Raw genomic sequence first — 14,548 nt, 5'->3', positions numbered from 1 at the left:
CTGTTTATTACTTCTGAGTTAAAAATCTGTTATCCGAAAACTAATCCATTTAGAAACGGCAATGAAAGTAATCGGATTTTTAGTGACTGAATAATGCGTCATTAAGCGCAGAACTCAGTTGAATGATTGCCGGAAAGCGAGCGGTGAAAAACTGGTTTTTGTTTTGAACAGACGGCTGAAAGACTGCGGATAATCAAAACCCAGTTCAAAAGCGATTTCAGAAACCGACAAGTTTGAAGTAGACAATTTCTCCTTGGCTTTCTCCACAAGCTTTTCATGGATATGATACAAAGCATTTTCTCCGGTCAGTGAACGAAGCATGTCGCTCAGATAACTGGCGGACATGTCCAGCTTTTCTGCCAGAAATTGCACAGTCGGAATTCCGTTTTCAGATGACTTTCCACTATTCAGATAGTCATCCAGAACAGACTCCATTCTTTGTAAAAGGTCATTGGTCGCAGATTTCCGGGTGATGAACTGACGCCCGTAAAAACGGTTGCTGTAATTGAGAAGCAGTTCTATCTGGGATATAAGCACATCCTGACTGAAGTGGTCAATTCTGCTGTTAAGCTCTTCTTCGATGATACTGAAAACAGAAAACAGGACTGTCCGCTCTTTGTCGGAAAGGTACAACGCCTCATTGGCCGCATAGGTAAAAAAACGATACTGCCGGATTGTTCCGGCCAGCGGGTAACGCAGGAAAAAGTCGGGATGAACAAGCAGGATATACCCTGAACTTGCCTGACTGACAGGGCTTTCAAAAATCTGACCGGGTGCTGTAAATACAAGTCCGCCCTCGCCGAAGTCGTAATAATTCTGGCCGTACCTGGCTTTGCCGCACAGGCTGGTTTTGTAGGCAATTTTGTAAAACGGCAGGACAATCGACGGAGGTAATGCATCCGGACTGATCTTCATGTCCTCAATCTTTATAAAACTGACCAACGGATGAACGGGCTTTGGCAGCCCGAACACGCGGTGGAAATCGTTCAGTGATTCAAATCGGTACAAAGCAGGTGCTTCTGTTTTCATGACGTAAATATATTGAACTTTAAACTGATATAGCTTACCAGGGCGTTACGCCTGTTTCCGGGTTATATTCTTCACTGAAAAACTGGCCCGTAGGTCCTTCCTCGCCGATCGTGGCATACTTTGCAATGCGCATGCCGCCTTCTTCTGCAGTGCCCGTACCGTGATGCCCGTTGAAATCAGTCGCTACAAAGCCGGGGCACACCGCATTGACTTTAAATGGCGTATCGCGCAACTCGTATGCCAGATTGATGGTGAACATGTTCAATGCGGCTTTGGAGGATGGATAAAGTGCCGCTTTGTGATTGTAATACTTCCAGCCCGGATCACTGTGCAAGGTTAAAGAGCAGCCGCTGGATGATACATTCACGATGCGGGGCTGCGGCGATTTGCGCAACAGGTCAATAAAGGCCTGCGTCACCCGCACAACGCCATACAAATTGGTATCGAATACCTCGCGGTACTGGTCAATATTTGCTTCCAGTGCCGATTGCGGCCATCCGCCGTTGATCCCTGCATTGTTAATCAGCACATCCAGCACCTGCGTCTTTTCTCCGATAGCAAGGCGTGCAGCCTGTACTGAAGCAGTATCGGTGACATCCAGCTGTACAGCTTCGGCATTTTGCAAACCTTCGTTTCTCAGCTTTTCCGCTGCCTTCTGACCATTTTGCAGATCACGGCTTGCCATATATACATAATACCCTTGCCGAAGGAGCTGACGGGCTGTTTCAAAGCCAACACCTTTGTTGGCACCTGTAATCAAAACGGTTTTCATCATTTAAATGGATTATTGGTGATATGCTATTGCAAACTCTTTGATAAAATCGGCCAGCTTTACTTTGCCCAGCTTCGGCTTGTTGCGGTAATAGTCTTCATACAGCCTGCCGCTTTGCTGCGCTGCCTGCATTTGAACCATGCCGTTAGCGATCCATTCGTTCATACCGGCATCCAGCATGCCTTTCAGCATCTGATCCGGCGGAATAACCTTCCATTTCAGGCCGGGCATTCCGATGGCTTTTCCCAGGGCTGCGGCGATTTCATTCGGGGATAGTTCTTCACTGGCCAGATAACGGACTGTTCTTCCTGCAAAAGGTTTTTCCATTTCTTCGGCAATCGTAGCGGCTATGTCCAGCGGAGAAACCCAGGGTTCTTTCTGATCACCTCCGTAGCTCTGAACAATCGCACCTTGTGTTTTTATGGAATGTACGTACCGGTACAGATTGGTAAAAAAACCGACCGGCCGCATGAATTTAATGGCCGTATCCAAAGGCAACTGATTCAGGATGTTCTCGACGGTGTTGTGTAAACGAAGGCTGCCCGTTCCCTGGTCCGTATGGGCGCCGATGCTGCTTAAATGTACAATACGCTTTACTCCTGCCCGTTCCGCGGCCTGTCTGTAGTTGTTTCCGATCCGGGTAAAAGCGGCAACGAAATCCACATCATTGTCAAACAGGCTGCCGATGCCTTCCCATGCTTCCATCAGGTAAACGATGTCGGCTCCCTGGAAAGTAGCTGTTAAAAAATCTGCATCCTGTATGGTACCGATGGCTGCCTTTGCGCCTAGTGCTTCAATCGCCATTTGCCGGCCGGCCTTGCTGCTGATAATGGTTACCGAATGTCCTTTCTGGATTAATTCCTCTGCCAGAAGCTTGCTGATGTTCCCGAGGGAACCTGTTATGACAATGTTCATTTTCCTGCTGTTTTTTGATAATGCAAAGTTGCGCAACCGTCAAAAAGCAGATTTAACCGAATTGAGGAAGTTTATAACAATATTGAAAGTGAGGCTTTGATAACGATCACCGGACGTTCGTTCAAAAGGAAGTTTGCGCTGCCAGATTCATTTTTTTACAAAAAAGCGGAGCAGATTTTATTGCAAATCTGCTCCGCCTTAATAGCATTCCGCCAAAAATAATCCGGTTCAGTTCAAACCCGGTTTATGGATATTGTGTTCGAAAGCATGACGAGAAGTAAAAAGGCCCGCGCCCATCTCGAATATCCCCAGAATCAGGTGCGGAAGATACACCTGGTCCGCAAAGCCAAGCAGCCATGGAGATGCTGCCAGAAACAAGCCTGCAATCAGATCCATGGTCAGGTGAGTTGACATGGCCACTTTCCGGATCAGACCGCCTTCATAGTCTGTCAATGCCGAAAGCAGTATAATCATAAGCCCGATAATGATCATAACCCAGGATGCATTCTCAATTTCATTGAAATGAAACAGCCAGGGCGATGCAATAAAAAGTACTCCGCTCAGATAATCGATGACGCCGTGCAGTTTTGTGCTGATGAATCTCATGGTAAGTTGCTGTTTAGTAATGAACAGTTGATCCGTTTTCAGAAAAAAGCTGCTGTTAACATGCTGTTTTTCCGAGTGCATCTCGACTATAAATTACATGCCAGCACCTCGTAATTTCATTTCAGAAGCATGGAATGGCAGCAAGATTTTTTATTTACCGGAAAGTAAATCAAAAATCAGCTTACGCCGTCACGTTCCCGACCATTTCCAGCTTGGTCTTAACAAGTTCCGTGATTTTGCACGTTGCCTTCGGAAACACTTTTCGAAGGTCAATATCCTCATTATACGTCAGTTCGGCTTTCAGCGAAGCCATAAAGATATTTTTGATTTCTGTCGCCAGGTTCACCTTGCAGATTCCGTTGGAAATCGCCTGCTGTACCTGATTGTGCGGCACGCCCGAGCTTCCGTGCAGGACAAGGGTTGCCGGGGTTTTCTCGGCAATGCTTCGCAGAAGACTGATATCCAGCTTTGGTTCCTGTTTATAGAATCCGTGTGCCGTACCGATTGCCACAGCGAGCGCGTCCACGCCCGTTTCTTCTACGAACGTGGCAGCTTCGTCCGGCTGCGTAAAGCCTGTGGTGTGATGCGATTGTCCCAGTTTGGCAACGTACCCCAATTCCGCTTCCACATGTGCATCATACCGTTTGGCACGCTCCACAACTTCTCTGGTCAGGAGGACGTTCTGTTCAAAAGGAAGCTCGCTGCCATCGATCATCACCGAATCAAAACCGGCGTCCAGGCAGCGCTGCACAAGGTCCACAGACCCGCCATGATCCAGATGTATCCAGCCTTCCACACCAAATTCTTCCAGTCCGTTGCGTCCGAGGTTCACTGCCGTTTTAAGGCCCATGTACTCAATCGAACTTTGGGTAAGTTGCAGGATGACAGGTTGTTTCAGGTCGGCTGCCGCCTGCAGTACGCCATGAAGGGTTTCCAGATCGTAATAATTTGTAGCCAGCAGGCCTTTTTTCAGCAGTGTTAACTCCCGTAGTTTTTCTTTCAGTTTCATGACAGGCTTGATTCTGTTCCCCAGTATTCCTTTATGTTCTTGTTGATTTTTTCAAGGTTATCAAATGCGCCGGTGCCTCCTGCAGCCGTCGTATTCAGGGCGCCCATCCGATTGCCTTCGCGCAGACAATCTTCCAGCGCAGCACCGGCCATGTATTTCCGGATAAACCCTGCATTAAAGGAGTCGCCTGCTCCGATGGCATCCACAAAATGCGACACTTCAAAGGCCGGTATCGTTACATGCTGCGTACCGCAAATGCCAATACTGCCGTTTTTACCCATTTTCAGCGCAAGGGTATTCAGGTATGGTTTTATTTTTTCTATGGCATCGCTGATCGAACCCGTCCTGGTAAGCGCCAGTAACTCCGATTCATTCGGCATGAACACATCCACGTACGGCAGGCACCGGGCATAGTCGAATGCCCATTGCTCGGCAGGGTCCCATTGCATGTCCAGCGAAGTAGTCATGCCGGCAGCCCGGGCGTTTACAAAAAGCTGCTCAATGTCATTCAGAATGCCTTGCTGGAGAAAAAGGCTCGATACATGCAAATGCTGGTAAACGGCAGGCTTCTCAAAAGGAACATCGTGGATCGTCAGCGCATTCATGGCACCTGGATACGTCACATTGGCGCGATCCTGTCCATAGTTCAAAATCAGGGTGCACCCTGTTTTCTGATGCTGTAATCTTGTGATATGGCGGCAGCTGACGGATTTCCGTTTGAGTTCCCGCAGTATGAAATCACCGAAGTAATCTTCTCCCACAACGCCGCAAAAGGTCGTATCCACGCCCATGGCTGCACTGTTGGCCGCCATGATGGCCGACGAGCTGCCGAGGCACAGATCCATTCCTTCTGCAATGATCTCCTTGCCCAGCTGGGGAAAAGCCTGAATCTGGTTTAAAAGAAGATCCACGTTCAGTTCGCCAACAACGAGTAATCTGGAATTTACCATGCCTGTTCTTAACTATTGTATTCCGTATAGATATTCACCCCCTGCACGACCCTGCTGATCGATCCGGACACTGACGGGCTGTCCGGATTGATCCCCAGATGCACAGCACTGTAATAACCCAGCAACTGCCCCACAAGCGCGGCAGGAATGACCTGATAAGGATTTTCCGGATCAATGCTGAGCGTAATCTTGCTGCTATGCGGGAGTGCCACTTCATGGATGCCCCCGATCTGCAGGGACTGGATTTCTCTTGCATCACGCGATATATCCTCCGCAAGGTCCCGTTCGTAGCGCAGGATGTGCGGCTTTCTTGAAAACAGATAAACCATGAGCGTATGCTCGTTTACAAAGGCTCTGGGCCCATGCCTGAACCCCAGAAAGGAATCCGACATGCACACCTGTTTTCCATCAGTCAGTTCGAGCAGTTTCAGGTGACATTCCCTGGCGATACCAAGAAATTCACCGGAGCCTATGAAAACTACCCGCTCGAAACCTTTAATGACCAGTGCTTCCAGCAAGGATTTTTCTTCCAGAATGGTATTTCCCTGTTCCACAATGCGCAGCACCCTTTCCAGTTCACTTTCAATAGAATCCAAATGAGCAACCAGCAGCACGCTTAGCAACATACAGGTAAAGCTGCTCGTCATGGCCAGGCTTTTGTCATTTGTAGCTTCGGGCAGCACAATCTGATATAAATGGCTGGGAGCAGTTGCATTCATATTGGCCAGCGCTCCCTCGCCGTTGCAGGTAATAATCAGGTGATAAATTTCATCACAGGATGCATTAGCCAGCCTTACCGTTTCGACACTTTCGGGACTGTTTCCCGAACGCGCAAACGAGATCAGCAGCGTGGGAACCGACCGGATAAAAACCGTTTCGGGCTGGGTGACGATTTCCGTTGTCGGCACGGCCTGAACGGGTCTTTGCCATATTTTCTGCAAAGTACCCTGTGCTGCATCGCCGATGAATCCCGAAGTGCCTGCTCCGGTCAGCAACACCCTCAGGTTGCCTTTTTGCAGAACCGGTCTTAAAAAGCCGGCTATACCTTCACTTTCCTGTCTTATCAAGTGAAATACCTCTTGCCAAAGCTCGGGCTGTGACAGAATTTCTCTTTGCGTGTGTGCTTCCCCACCGCTTGTAAACTCACTTACTTGATTTTTTTGCATTATTCCTGCAGTAATTAGAAGACGGTTATTTGTCCGCAACTGAAAACGTTTGTTACGACATTTCAAATTAAACATCATAAAACGAAAGTAAAAAGTATTTTTAAAGCTTTCATTTAATTTATTTATTCTTACTTATATATTGCGAGAAAAATAATGGCGTACATTTAGCTTGCAAGCGGCCCGAATGCCGGAATATGTTGCAAAAACAACTGCTACCTAAACCCTTTTTATGATCCCGACGGAACGGAATGCCTCACCTCGAGGACTTTTGACAGAAGATTTATGCAAAATCAGAAAAGTTGGCACAGCATTGCTGGCTCCGGCAGGCGACGATCTCGTATACCACGTATCGGTAGCCGACATCGTTCAAAATGAATACGATGACCTGATTATACTGGTTTCAGCGAACAGAACTGCAAAAACCGTTTTGGGCCATGGCGCCGCACACACCTGGTCGCCGGATGGCAGCGAACTCCTGTATGAAACCGGTAACGGGGAACTGCATATTTATACGGTAAAAACCGCAGCAAGCCGGTTCCTTGCCCAACGCCATGACTCTTCGTTCTTTTTCAATCATCTGGCGCTGAAAAACGTCATCTGGTCGCCGGACGGACAGTACATTGCCTACCTCAGTGCCGACTTTTCGTCAGAGACAGAAAACAGTGAAATCCGGGTCATTGATGATCTGCTTTACAAATCCAAAGGTGGCCGGGGCAGGCCGGTATATGCCGACCATGCCTGTACGCACCTGTACCTTGTTCCGGCTGCGGGAGGATCGCCGGTACTGCTTACTCCCGGTCCCTATAACGAGCATTCCATTACATGGGCATCCGACAGCCGCCATATCGCATTCATCAGCAACCGAACCAGCCGGCCTGATGACATTCAGCAGAGCGATGTCTGGACGGTCGATACTCAGACATTAAAGATCACCCGCCTTACGCAGCACAAAGGCATGACTTACCAGCCGGCATGGTCTCCGGATGGCAGCCAGATTGCATTTCTGGCAGTTTCGGGGCACTTTGGCACCAATGACAGTACCGCCGAGGATACGCACATAGGCCTCATTTCCGCGGACGGCAGCAACTTCCGGTACCTGACCAAATCATTTGACCGGAGAATCGAGCATATCCGCTGGCACCCTTCAGGAAAGCACCTCTTTTTCATAGCAGGCGACCACGGCGACACATCCATTTATCAGGTAAACATCGACAAAGAAGAAATCACAATGGTTCAGGGCGGCACAGGCTGCATTTACGAGTTCTGTCTTAACAGCTCCGGTGAAGAGATGGTATTTATAAAGTCTGATACCAACCGGCCGGCCGAAGTTTTCCTGACCAGCAATCACGGTACGGTCATGGAACAGATAACGCAGGAAAATACAGCGTGGATGGAAACGAAAACGCTGCAGCAAGCCTCAACTTTCCGGTTTCGGAGCTTTGATAACCTTTCCGTGCAAGGCTGGCTCATGCCGCCTGTCGGTTTTACGGCAACACAAAAATATCCGCTCATCCTTGTTATCCACGGCGGCCCGCACAACATGTTCGGCCACAATTTCGACGAACGCATGCATTTGCTGTCGCAGGCCGGATATGCCGTTTTGTACATCAATCCCAGAGGCAGCCACGGCTACGGACAAACCTTCTCAAACGGCACCATCCTGAACTGGGGCGGCGGCGACTACCAGGACTTAATGGCCGGCGTAGACTTTGTCTTAAAAGAATACTCTTGGCTTGACGCGAAACAGCTCGGAGTGACCGGCCAGAGCTACGGCGGCTACATGACCAACTGGATCATCACCCAGACTTCCCGTTTCAGCGCAGCGGTGACTGATGGCGGGATAAGCAATCTGGTAAGTTTCGCAGGAACATCCTTGTATCATTCCCTGATGGAATCCGAATTCGGCGGCAGAGCCTGCGAACGGTTTGACCTGCTGTGGCAGTGGTCGCCGTTGCGAAACGCAAACCGGGCAAGTACGCCAACCTTATTCCTGCACGGCGAGACGGACAACGAGGTACCTTTTTCCCAGGCCGAAGAGATGTATACAGCCCTCAAAAAACAGGGCGTGCATACCACACTCATACAATATACAGGCGAAGGGCACGGCTGGCGGCCGGACCTGAACCCGCGCAGCAAAGCCGACCTGAACGAACGGATGATCCGCTGGTTTGACACTTATGTAAAAGCAGCAACGCCCTGAATTTCAGGCCGTCATCTTAAATTTTACCCGACAAAAAAATTATCAATCAGAAGGAAATCAGCATTTCATGAGCAGGAGCAAAAACCACTGGCCCATTTACGTAATCATTCATGTCCTGTTCATCGGCGTATGGGGAGCCGTCACCGAAATTCCGGAGAAAAACGGCTTTCCTCCTACCCTTGGCTATGTCGTTTGGGCATTAACCATGATTCCGGCTGCCCTTGCCGCCCTGAAACTAAAGGACTGGAAGCTGGATTTCAACAAAAGCGCTGTGCTCTGGGGCAGTGCTGTCGGCCTTCTGGGCGCTGTAGGGCAACTGGTACTTTTCTTTACCCTGCGCATTGCACCCGCCTACCTCGTTTTCCCGATCCTCTCACTGACGCCGGTCGTAACTATTTTACTGGCGGTTGTATTACTTCATGAAAAAACGGGCAAAAAAGGCTGGATCGGGATCATGCTCGCGCTGATTTCCATTTTCATGCTTTCCTATCAGCCTGCCGGCACTGCAAGCGCAAGTGGCTACACGTGGCTGCTGTTCACGGCTATTCCGTTAGTCGCCTGGGGCGCACAGGGTTGTATCATGCGGTTTGCCAATGAAATCATGTCTGCCGAAAGCCTGTATTTTTACATGATGCTATCGTCTATCCTGTTGATTCCCTTTGCATTATACATGACCAACTTTGATCAGCCGATCAACTGGGGATTCAAAGGACCTTACCTGTCGGCAATTCTACAGTCACTCAATGCTTTTGGTGCCCTGTGTCTGGTTTATGCCTTTCGATATGGCAAGGCAATCATTATAGCTCCCATCACCACGGCGCTTGCGCCGGTGCTCACAGTTACCTTATCGCTGGTTTTGTACCAGACCATTCCTCATCCGGTCATTGTTGCCGGCATTGTACTGACTATTGCAGCAGCTTTGCTCATGGGACTTGAAGAAGCCAGCAATGCATAATGCTATTCAGATCAAAGTTGTTTTTTTTTGCAGGAACAAGGTTAACTAAAGGTGCTCCAGTCTGAAAATTCTCTTCATTAAGCTTACAATGAAAGAAAAAAGAAATAAAATGAAAATAAATACATTTCATACTTATTTCATTTTAGAACAGTTTTATTTACATTAGCATAATGATAATGCAATGTATTCCTAAACCCTTATCCTTCATGGCATGCATCTTACTTAGCCACCCGTTTTTTACAAGCGCCAGATTAAAATGGCTTATGGAGAAAGTTATTTTGTCATCCTTCCGGCTTTCCGGTACCTGGCTTGCACAACGATTGATCAATGGAAATGCCTTGTTTTCGGGCAATGCCGCTTTTCCGGGTGCGTGGATTGTTGTTAAAGTCACAACGCACAAGAAGTTCCCGGTAATGTAAATCTTCCGGATACCCCGAAAGTCCGATTGCCTTGTTGTGACAAGATCAGATCAATACCAGTTACCTAAACCCGCTTATTATGAATTCTTGCTTTCTGAATGGATTGCGCTCGGCATCCTGGATTGCCGGGTTGCTGCTGATGGCAGGCACGGAAATACTCCTCGCCCAGCCGTCTGCCGCTACCGACAAGCACGTCGCTTTCATTGAATACCCTGATTTTCCCGAGGCGCATTCAACCTGGGGTTCGATCGGGTACAATGCCGCTTCCAACACCGTACATATCGGTGTAACCAACCACCGCAACAACGTAGCCTTGTATACGTTTGACCCTGCAAAAAACACGATGAAACAGAACGGATTCATCCGGGAAATGGCCAATTTGCGCGCATTTCAGTGGCAGGGAAAAATACACTCCAAGATCGTAGCGTCACCCGAGGGTTCCATTTATTTTACAACAGATGGCGGCGAGTCGCGTGAAGAATACCTGATGGAACATCCGCAGGGCTACGCCGGAGGTTTTTTCATGAAATGGGACGCCAAAACGGGCGATCTGAAAAACCTGGGACTCGGCATGCAATACGAAAGTTTAAAAGACATTGACATAGACCCAAAAACAGGAACGCTTTATGGCATCACTTACCCGCAGGCACATTTCCTCGTTTACGATCCGGCCAAAAACAACCTGCGCGACATGGGCCGCCTCGCCAGTTCGCACGTCCCCCGCGTACTGTTTACCGACTGGTGGGGAAACTGCTATTATGTAGACTGGCGGCAGCGTCTGGTGAAATACGAAAAAGACAGCGACAGCCTGGTATTTGCCCGCGAAAGCCTGCCTGCTTTTGAAGGCACACCCGGCTCAAAAATCATTACCGGCGTAACGGCCTATGCCAAAGACGAAGCAAAAGGAATCATTTACCTCGTCACTTACGGCGCCAAAGTAATTGCATTTCATCCTCAGAAAGAAGGCATTGGCAAAGTGGAAGACCTGGGCGGCGTCATCGACACCGGCGAGGGAGCGGCATGGGGACCTTATGTGCCGAACCTGAACATCGGCAACAATGGCAAGCTGTACTACGTCATCGGCGGACATGGCAACTATGTATTGAAAGATAAAACGGTTTTGGTAGAACTCGACCCAGCCACGAAAAAGAAGACCATTCTGAGAGAATATCCGATTACTACCATGACCGAAGCAACGGGCTCTGATATCAAAGACAAAGACGGAAACATGTACTTCGCCGGCCGGCGCGTCATTTCTGTCAAGGACGATTCCAGTGCGCCCTTTCTGATCAAGTTCAATCCTGAAAAAGACATCCGGAAATGAAAAGCCTGACTAAAAAAATACTTCTGCCGGTTTTATCTCTGGCCTGTTCGGGCCCGCTGCTTGCCCAGTATACCTTTTTCACGCCAAAAGACGCATTTGCTATTGAAATTTCGCTGCCCAACAGCGCCGAAAAACGCTTGCCGATGTACCGCAATGCCATCACTTCCCTGTATGTGGATGGCGACCGGGTGCTGGGCGGGACTACTGCCAAAGAAGGACTTTCGCCGTATCTGTTCATTGCATCCATCTCAAAGCGGACACTTGCAACCACGAAAGACCTGCAGGAAGCAGTTCCGGGGCAGAAGAGCATTGCCACGGGATTTTGCAAGGGAACCGGCAATCAGCTGTATGCCGGCACACTGGCGCATCTGAAAAACAATCAGCAGACCGGACATCTATTACAGATCCGTATCGGCAACGGGGATGCCATTGAAGTGAAAGACCTGGGCACGCCTGTTCCGGGAGAAGGAATTTTTACGCTGCTCAGTAACAGCCAAGGCACTGAACTGTACGGGATCAGCTATCCGGGCGGACGGTTTTTCACTTACAACATTGCTTCAGGAAAAGTGCAGCTGTTTGACGAGATTTCCCCAAAAGCAGAAGAACTCAAAAATTTGCATGACTTTGCTTCCGAGCCAGGCGGTTACTTGTGCAAAGCCCTTGTTCAGGACAGCCAGGGGCTGGTTTACGGAAGTGCGCCGGGCAACAGGATGTTTGCATTTGATCCGGCCAAAAAGCGTTTTGAGTTTCTGAAAACGCCTTTGCCAAGCGTATGGGGACGGGAAGTACTCGGACAGGTGGAAGCCTGGGCCAAAGCACCCGATGGAAAACTATATGGCGGCAATGCCGGTGACGGTCAGCTATTTGTGCTGGACCCCGCCACCAAAAAAATCAAAAATCTGGGCAAGCCTGTTATGATGAACCGGTTGCGGGCGCTGGCTTTCGGGCGCGACGGCAAGCTGTACGGACTGGCCGGCGGCGCACCGGGTTATTCGCATTTGTTTTATTACGATGAAAAAGGCGCCGGTTTTGTGGATCTGGGCAATCCTGAATTCAAAATGGTGGAGCCCGGTATCGAGCAGGGCATATTGTGGCGCGGCTTTCAGTTGAGCACCCTGACTGCCTCAGCCGACGGAAAATACATGGTTATGGGCGAAGACGAAGCGCTGAGCCAGCTCATGATCTTTCCTGTTGCAGAATAAAAGCGGTAAGTCAAAAATTCCTGAACCAGTATGAATATGATCCGATTTGCAAAATTAATCCTCTGTTTGATTGTCCTCACCGCATTGAACTGCGGGAATAAAACTTACGGCGCTGATCCGTGGCGCCTGCGGGCACTGCCTTCGTCTGTCCGGCTCGATCCTGTCAGCAATGAAATCATCGAACACCGCTTCAAAGGAGTTCCAGCCGGCCAGTCCGGAATAAACAACCTGCTGGATAAAAACTGGATATATGATGGAAATGCGGTTGCCCTGCACGGAGCACGCGGGGAATATGTGTCGTTTCAGCTGGTACTGACGAATGAGTCGGATGCGGAACTGACCGGGATCAAACTTGCAATGACGCCGTTTAAAAACGAAAATACGGAATTAAACATCCAGCCGGAGCTGTTTCTGGAATGGTCGGTGAATGTACAGAGCACCAGCACAGGCTATCCCAAATCCACGCTGGGCAAAGGCTGGTACCCCGACGCTTTGATTCCGTTCAAATACATTCAGACCGACTCTGCAAGTGTCCACGGGCGCTGGGTTTACCCTTTTACCTTGCCCGACTTCAATAACCGCATCAGCAACCAGCGTTCACAAATCATCTGGGTAGATCAGTTTATTCCGCTGGATGCGCAGAAAGCACGGCCCGGCACGTACAAGAGCGTCATCACCGCTACAATCGGCGGCGTGTCCAAACAGATCCCGGTCAGCCTCACCATCTGGGATTTTGAACTGCCGAATGAAAATCTTTTCAAAGCGAGTCTGCAGCACGAGGGTTTTCTGAGCCGGATGGACGAGAAGCAGGAACTGGCCGTTTATCAGCTGTTCAAGAGAAACCGCATTTCGCTCATGGACCCGACTTACGATCCGGAAATCCAGGTGCTGAAAAACGGTAAGGTGGAAATACAATGGGATAAATTTGACAAACGATTGAAAAAGTACCTCACCGGACAGGCATTCACCAAGGCGCACGGATACAGCGACGGCCCGGGCTATGGCGAGCCGCTTGAAACGTTCGCGCTTCCGTTCGACGTGTACGGCAAGCACGACACAAAGGGCTGGCCGGATACCGGCAAACCGGCAGTAGAACGCAACCCTTCCAACCTGGCCATTTACACGAGCAGCATCCGGCAGGTACGCCAGCATTTGTTGCCGATGGTCAATCCTGAAAAAACCGAACTGATGGTTTACCTGAACGGCCTGGATGAATCGTATTTTCCCGAAGCATGGTCCCGGATGGTTTTTTACGGTGATCTGTTCAAAAAGGAATATCCCGAAGCCAAATTCCGGGTGGACGGCGGTTACACCAAAGAAGCCATGGACGTAATTGGGAAATCCATCACCGACTGGGCATCCCATACGATCAACTATAACATTGACGAGGTAAAACAATATCAGCAAATGGGCATTAAAGACTGGCTTTACGGTCCGTTGCTGTACGAACACAAACTCAACAGCTGGGTAGGCAGCTCGACATTCATCGATCTGCCCCTGATTAATGACCGGGCGATCAGCTGGAGTTGCTGGAAGTACAAAACCTATTCATGGATCAGCTGGGGTGTCGGCGCGGGTTGGGAAAGAGGCTGGTACGATCCCGAATCCTGGAAAGACTTTTACAAGGAAGCATCCGAGGCAGATGCCGAATTTACTTACCGGACGTTCAACGGAAACGGTTCGGTCATCTACAAACCCGGCATGGTGCCCAACGTATCGGAACCTTGCCCGTCCATCCGGCTGAAAACGATGCGCGACGGCGTGCAGGATTACGAATACCTGCGCCTGCTTGCGAAGCTGGACGGCAATTCCAAACGTGCCGACGCGCTTGTGGATCAGCTGATCAAAGAACCGTTCGGGGACAGATCCATCGGCCGGCTGGACGTGTGGAGCTACGATCAGGAGCAATGGTACAAAGTCCGTATGGAACTGGCCGGACTTATTTCCAGAAGCAAAAAATAACACAGACAGCATTCCTAAAACCTCCATTTTCTTACGTGA

General features: G+C 49.5%; 13 protein-coding genes. 6 read left to right on the top strand and 7 right to left on the bottom strand.

The annotated features are described in order from the left end of the window. Window positions 1-114 precede the first annotated feature (114 nt). The 7 genes from FEM55_RS15485 to FEM55_RS15455 form a co-directional block, all read right to left on the bottom strand. Window positions 115-1,029, bottom strand: coding sequence for a helix-turn-helix domain-containing protein (locus FEM55_RS15485; RefSeq protein WP_138282255.1), 915 nt, complete (start codon window positions 1,027-1,029; stop codon window positions 115-117). Window positions 1,030-1,063: 34 nt separating this feature from the next. Continuing rightward, entirely contained in the window at window positions 1,064-1,801 is a 738-nt protein-coding gene (locus tag FEM55_RS15480; RefSeq protein WP_138282592.1) for an SDR family oxidoreductase, read from the bottom strand. Window positions 1,802-1,813: 12 nt separating this feature from the next. Continuing rightward, window positions 1,814-2,716, bottom strand: coding sequence for an NmrA family NAD(P)-binding protein (locus FEM55_RS15475; protein WP_138282254.1), 903 nt, complete (start codon window positions 2,714-2,716; stop codon window positions 1,814-1,816). Between the two features lie 228 nt (window positions 2,717-2,944). Beyond that, on the bottom strand, window positions 2,945-3,322 hold the full coding sequence (locus tag FEM55_RS15470; protein ID WP_138282253.1) for an SPW repeat domain-containing protein: 378 nt from the start codon (window positions 3,320-3,322) through the stop codon (window positions 2,945-2,947). A 181-nt stretch (window positions 3,323-3,503) separates the two neighbouring features. After that, complete coding sequence (locus tag FEM55_RS15465) at window positions 3,504-4,331, bottom strand: class II fructose-bisphosphate aldolase (RefSeq protein WP_138282252.1); 828 nt, start codon at window positions 4,329-4,331, stop codon at window positions 3,504-3,506. After that, window positions 4,328-5,281 (bottom strand): carbohydrate kinase family protein, encoded by a 954-nt coding sequence (locus tag FEM55_RS15460; RefSeq protein ID WP_138282251.1) that lies wholly within the window; start codon window positions 5,279-5,281, stop codon window positions 4,328-4,330. Before FEM55_RS15460 ends, FEM55_RS15465 begins: the two co-directional genes overlap by 4 nt. A gap of 8 nt (window positions 5,282-5,289) precedes the next feature. Beyond that, window positions 5,290-6,447: an SIS domain-containing protein gene (locus FEM55_RS15455; protein WP_138282250.1), complete on the bottom strand. Its 1,158-nt coding sequence runs from the start codon at window positions 6,445-6,447 to the stop codon at window positions 5,290-5,292. 229 nt (window positions 6,448-6,676) lie between these two features. On the opposite strand from FEM55_RS15455, the gene FEM55_RS15450 reads away from it, so the two are divergent. The 6 genes from FEM55_RS15450 (at window position 6,677) to FEM55_RS15425 (ending at window position 14,509) form a co-directional block, all read left to right on the top strand. Beyond that, window positions 6,677-8,647, top strand: coding sequence for a S9 family peptidase (locus tag FEM55_RS15450; RefSeq protein ID WP_138282249.1), 1,971 nt, complete (start codon window positions 6,677-6,679; stop codon window positions 8,645-8,647). A 67-nt stretch (window positions 8,648-8,714) separates the two neighbouring features. After that, window positions 8,715-9,602, top strand: coding sequence for a DMT family transporter (locus tag FEM55_RS15445; protein WP_138282248.1), 888 nt, complete (start codon window positions 8,715-8,717; stop codon window positions 9,600-9,602). A gap of 206 nt (window positions 9,603-9,808) precedes the next feature. Next, window positions 9,809-10,021, top strand: a complete 213-nt coding sequence (locus FEM55_RS15440) for a hypothetical protein (RefSeq protein ID WP_138282247.1) — start codon at window positions 9,809-9,811, stop codon at window positions 10,019-10,021. A 79-nt stretch (window positions 10,022-10,100) separates the two neighbouring features. Then, the gene (locus FEM55_RS15435; RefSeq protein WP_188584503.1) at window positions 10,101-11,345 is read left to right on the top strand and encodes a hypothetical protein; all 1,245 of its coding nucleotides are present in this window, start codon (window positions 10,101-10,103) and stop codon (window positions 11,343-11,345) included. Further along, a complete protein-coding gene (locus tag FEM55_RS15430; RefSeq protein WP_138282246.1) occupies window positions 11,342-12,547 on the top strand; it encodes an NHL repeat-containing protein in 1,206 nt (401 codons plus the stop codon). Before FEM55_RS15435 ends, FEM55_RS15430 begins: the two co-directional genes overlap by 4 nt. 36 nt (window positions 12,548-12,583) lie before the next feature. Continuing rightward, window positions 12,584-14,509 (top strand): glycoside hydrolase domain-containing protein, encoded by a 1,926-nt coding sequence (locus tag FEM55_RS15425; protein ID WP_138282245.1) that lies wholly within the window; start codon window positions 12,584-12,586, stop codon window positions 14,507-14,509. Window positions 14,510-14,548: the final 39 nt, after the last annotated feature.

Source organism: Dyadobacter sediminis (assembly GCF_005860765.1).
GTDB classification, from domain to species: Bacteria; Bacteroidota; Bacteroidia; order Cytophagales; family Spirosomataceae; genus Dyadobacter; species Dyadobacter sediminis.
The sequence above is the reverse complement of the archived record's forward strand: the minus strand, read 5'-3'. Positions and strand labels throughout refer to the sequence as shown.

Coding starts and splice junctions, on each gene's coding strand:
- FEM55_RS15475 (WP_138282254.1), bottom strand. CDS start 2,716: ATGAACATTGTCATAACAGGTTCCCTCGGGAACATCAGCAAGCTTCTG.
- FEM55_RS15435 (WP_188584503.1), top strand. CDS start 10,101: ATGAATTCTTGCTTTCTGAATGGATTGCGCTCGGCATCCTGGATTGCC.
- FEM55_RS15450 (WP_138282249.1), top strand. CDS start 6,677: ATGATCCCGACGGAACGGAATGCCTCACCTCGAGGACTTTTGACAGAA.
- FEM55_RS15485 (WP_138282255.1), bottom strand. CDS start 1,029: ATGAAAACAGAAGCACCTGCTTTGTACCGATTTGAATCACTGAACGAT.
- FEM55_RS15465 (WP_138282252.1), bottom strand. CDS start 4,331: ATGAAACTGAAAGAAAAACTACGGGAGTTAACACTGCTGAAAAAAGGC.
- FEM55_RS15440 (WP_138282247.1), top strand. CDS start 9,809: ATGGCATGCATCTTACTTAGCCACCCGTTTTTTACAAGCGCCAGATTA.
- FEM55_RS15425 (WP_138282245.1), top strand. CDS start 12,584: ATGATCCGATTTGCAAAATTAATCCTCTGTTTGATTGTCCTCACCGCA.
- FEM55_RS15470 (WP_138282253.1), bottom strand. CDS start 3,322: ATGAGATTCATCAGCACAAAACTGCACGGCGTCATCGATTATCTGAGC.
- FEM55_RS15430 (WP_138282246.1), top strand. CDS start 11,342: ATGAAAAGCCTGACTAAAAAAATACTTCTGCCGGTTTTATCTCTGGCC.
- FEM55_RS15445 (WP_138282248.1), top strand. CDS start 8,715: ATGAGCAGGAGCAAAAACCACTGGCCCATTTACGTAATCATTCATGTC.
- FEM55_RS15455 (WP_138282250.1), bottom strand. CDS start 6,447: ATGCAAAAAAATCAAGTAAGTGAGTTTACAAGCGGTGGGGAAGCACAC.
- FEM55_RS15460 (WP_138282251.1), bottom strand. CDS start 5,281: ATGGTAAATTCCAGATTACTCGTTGTTGGCGAACTGAACGTGGATCTT.
- FEM55_RS15480 (WP_138282592.1), bottom strand. CDS start 1,801: ATGAAAACCGTTTTGATTACAGGTGCCAACAAAGGTGTTGGCTTTGAA.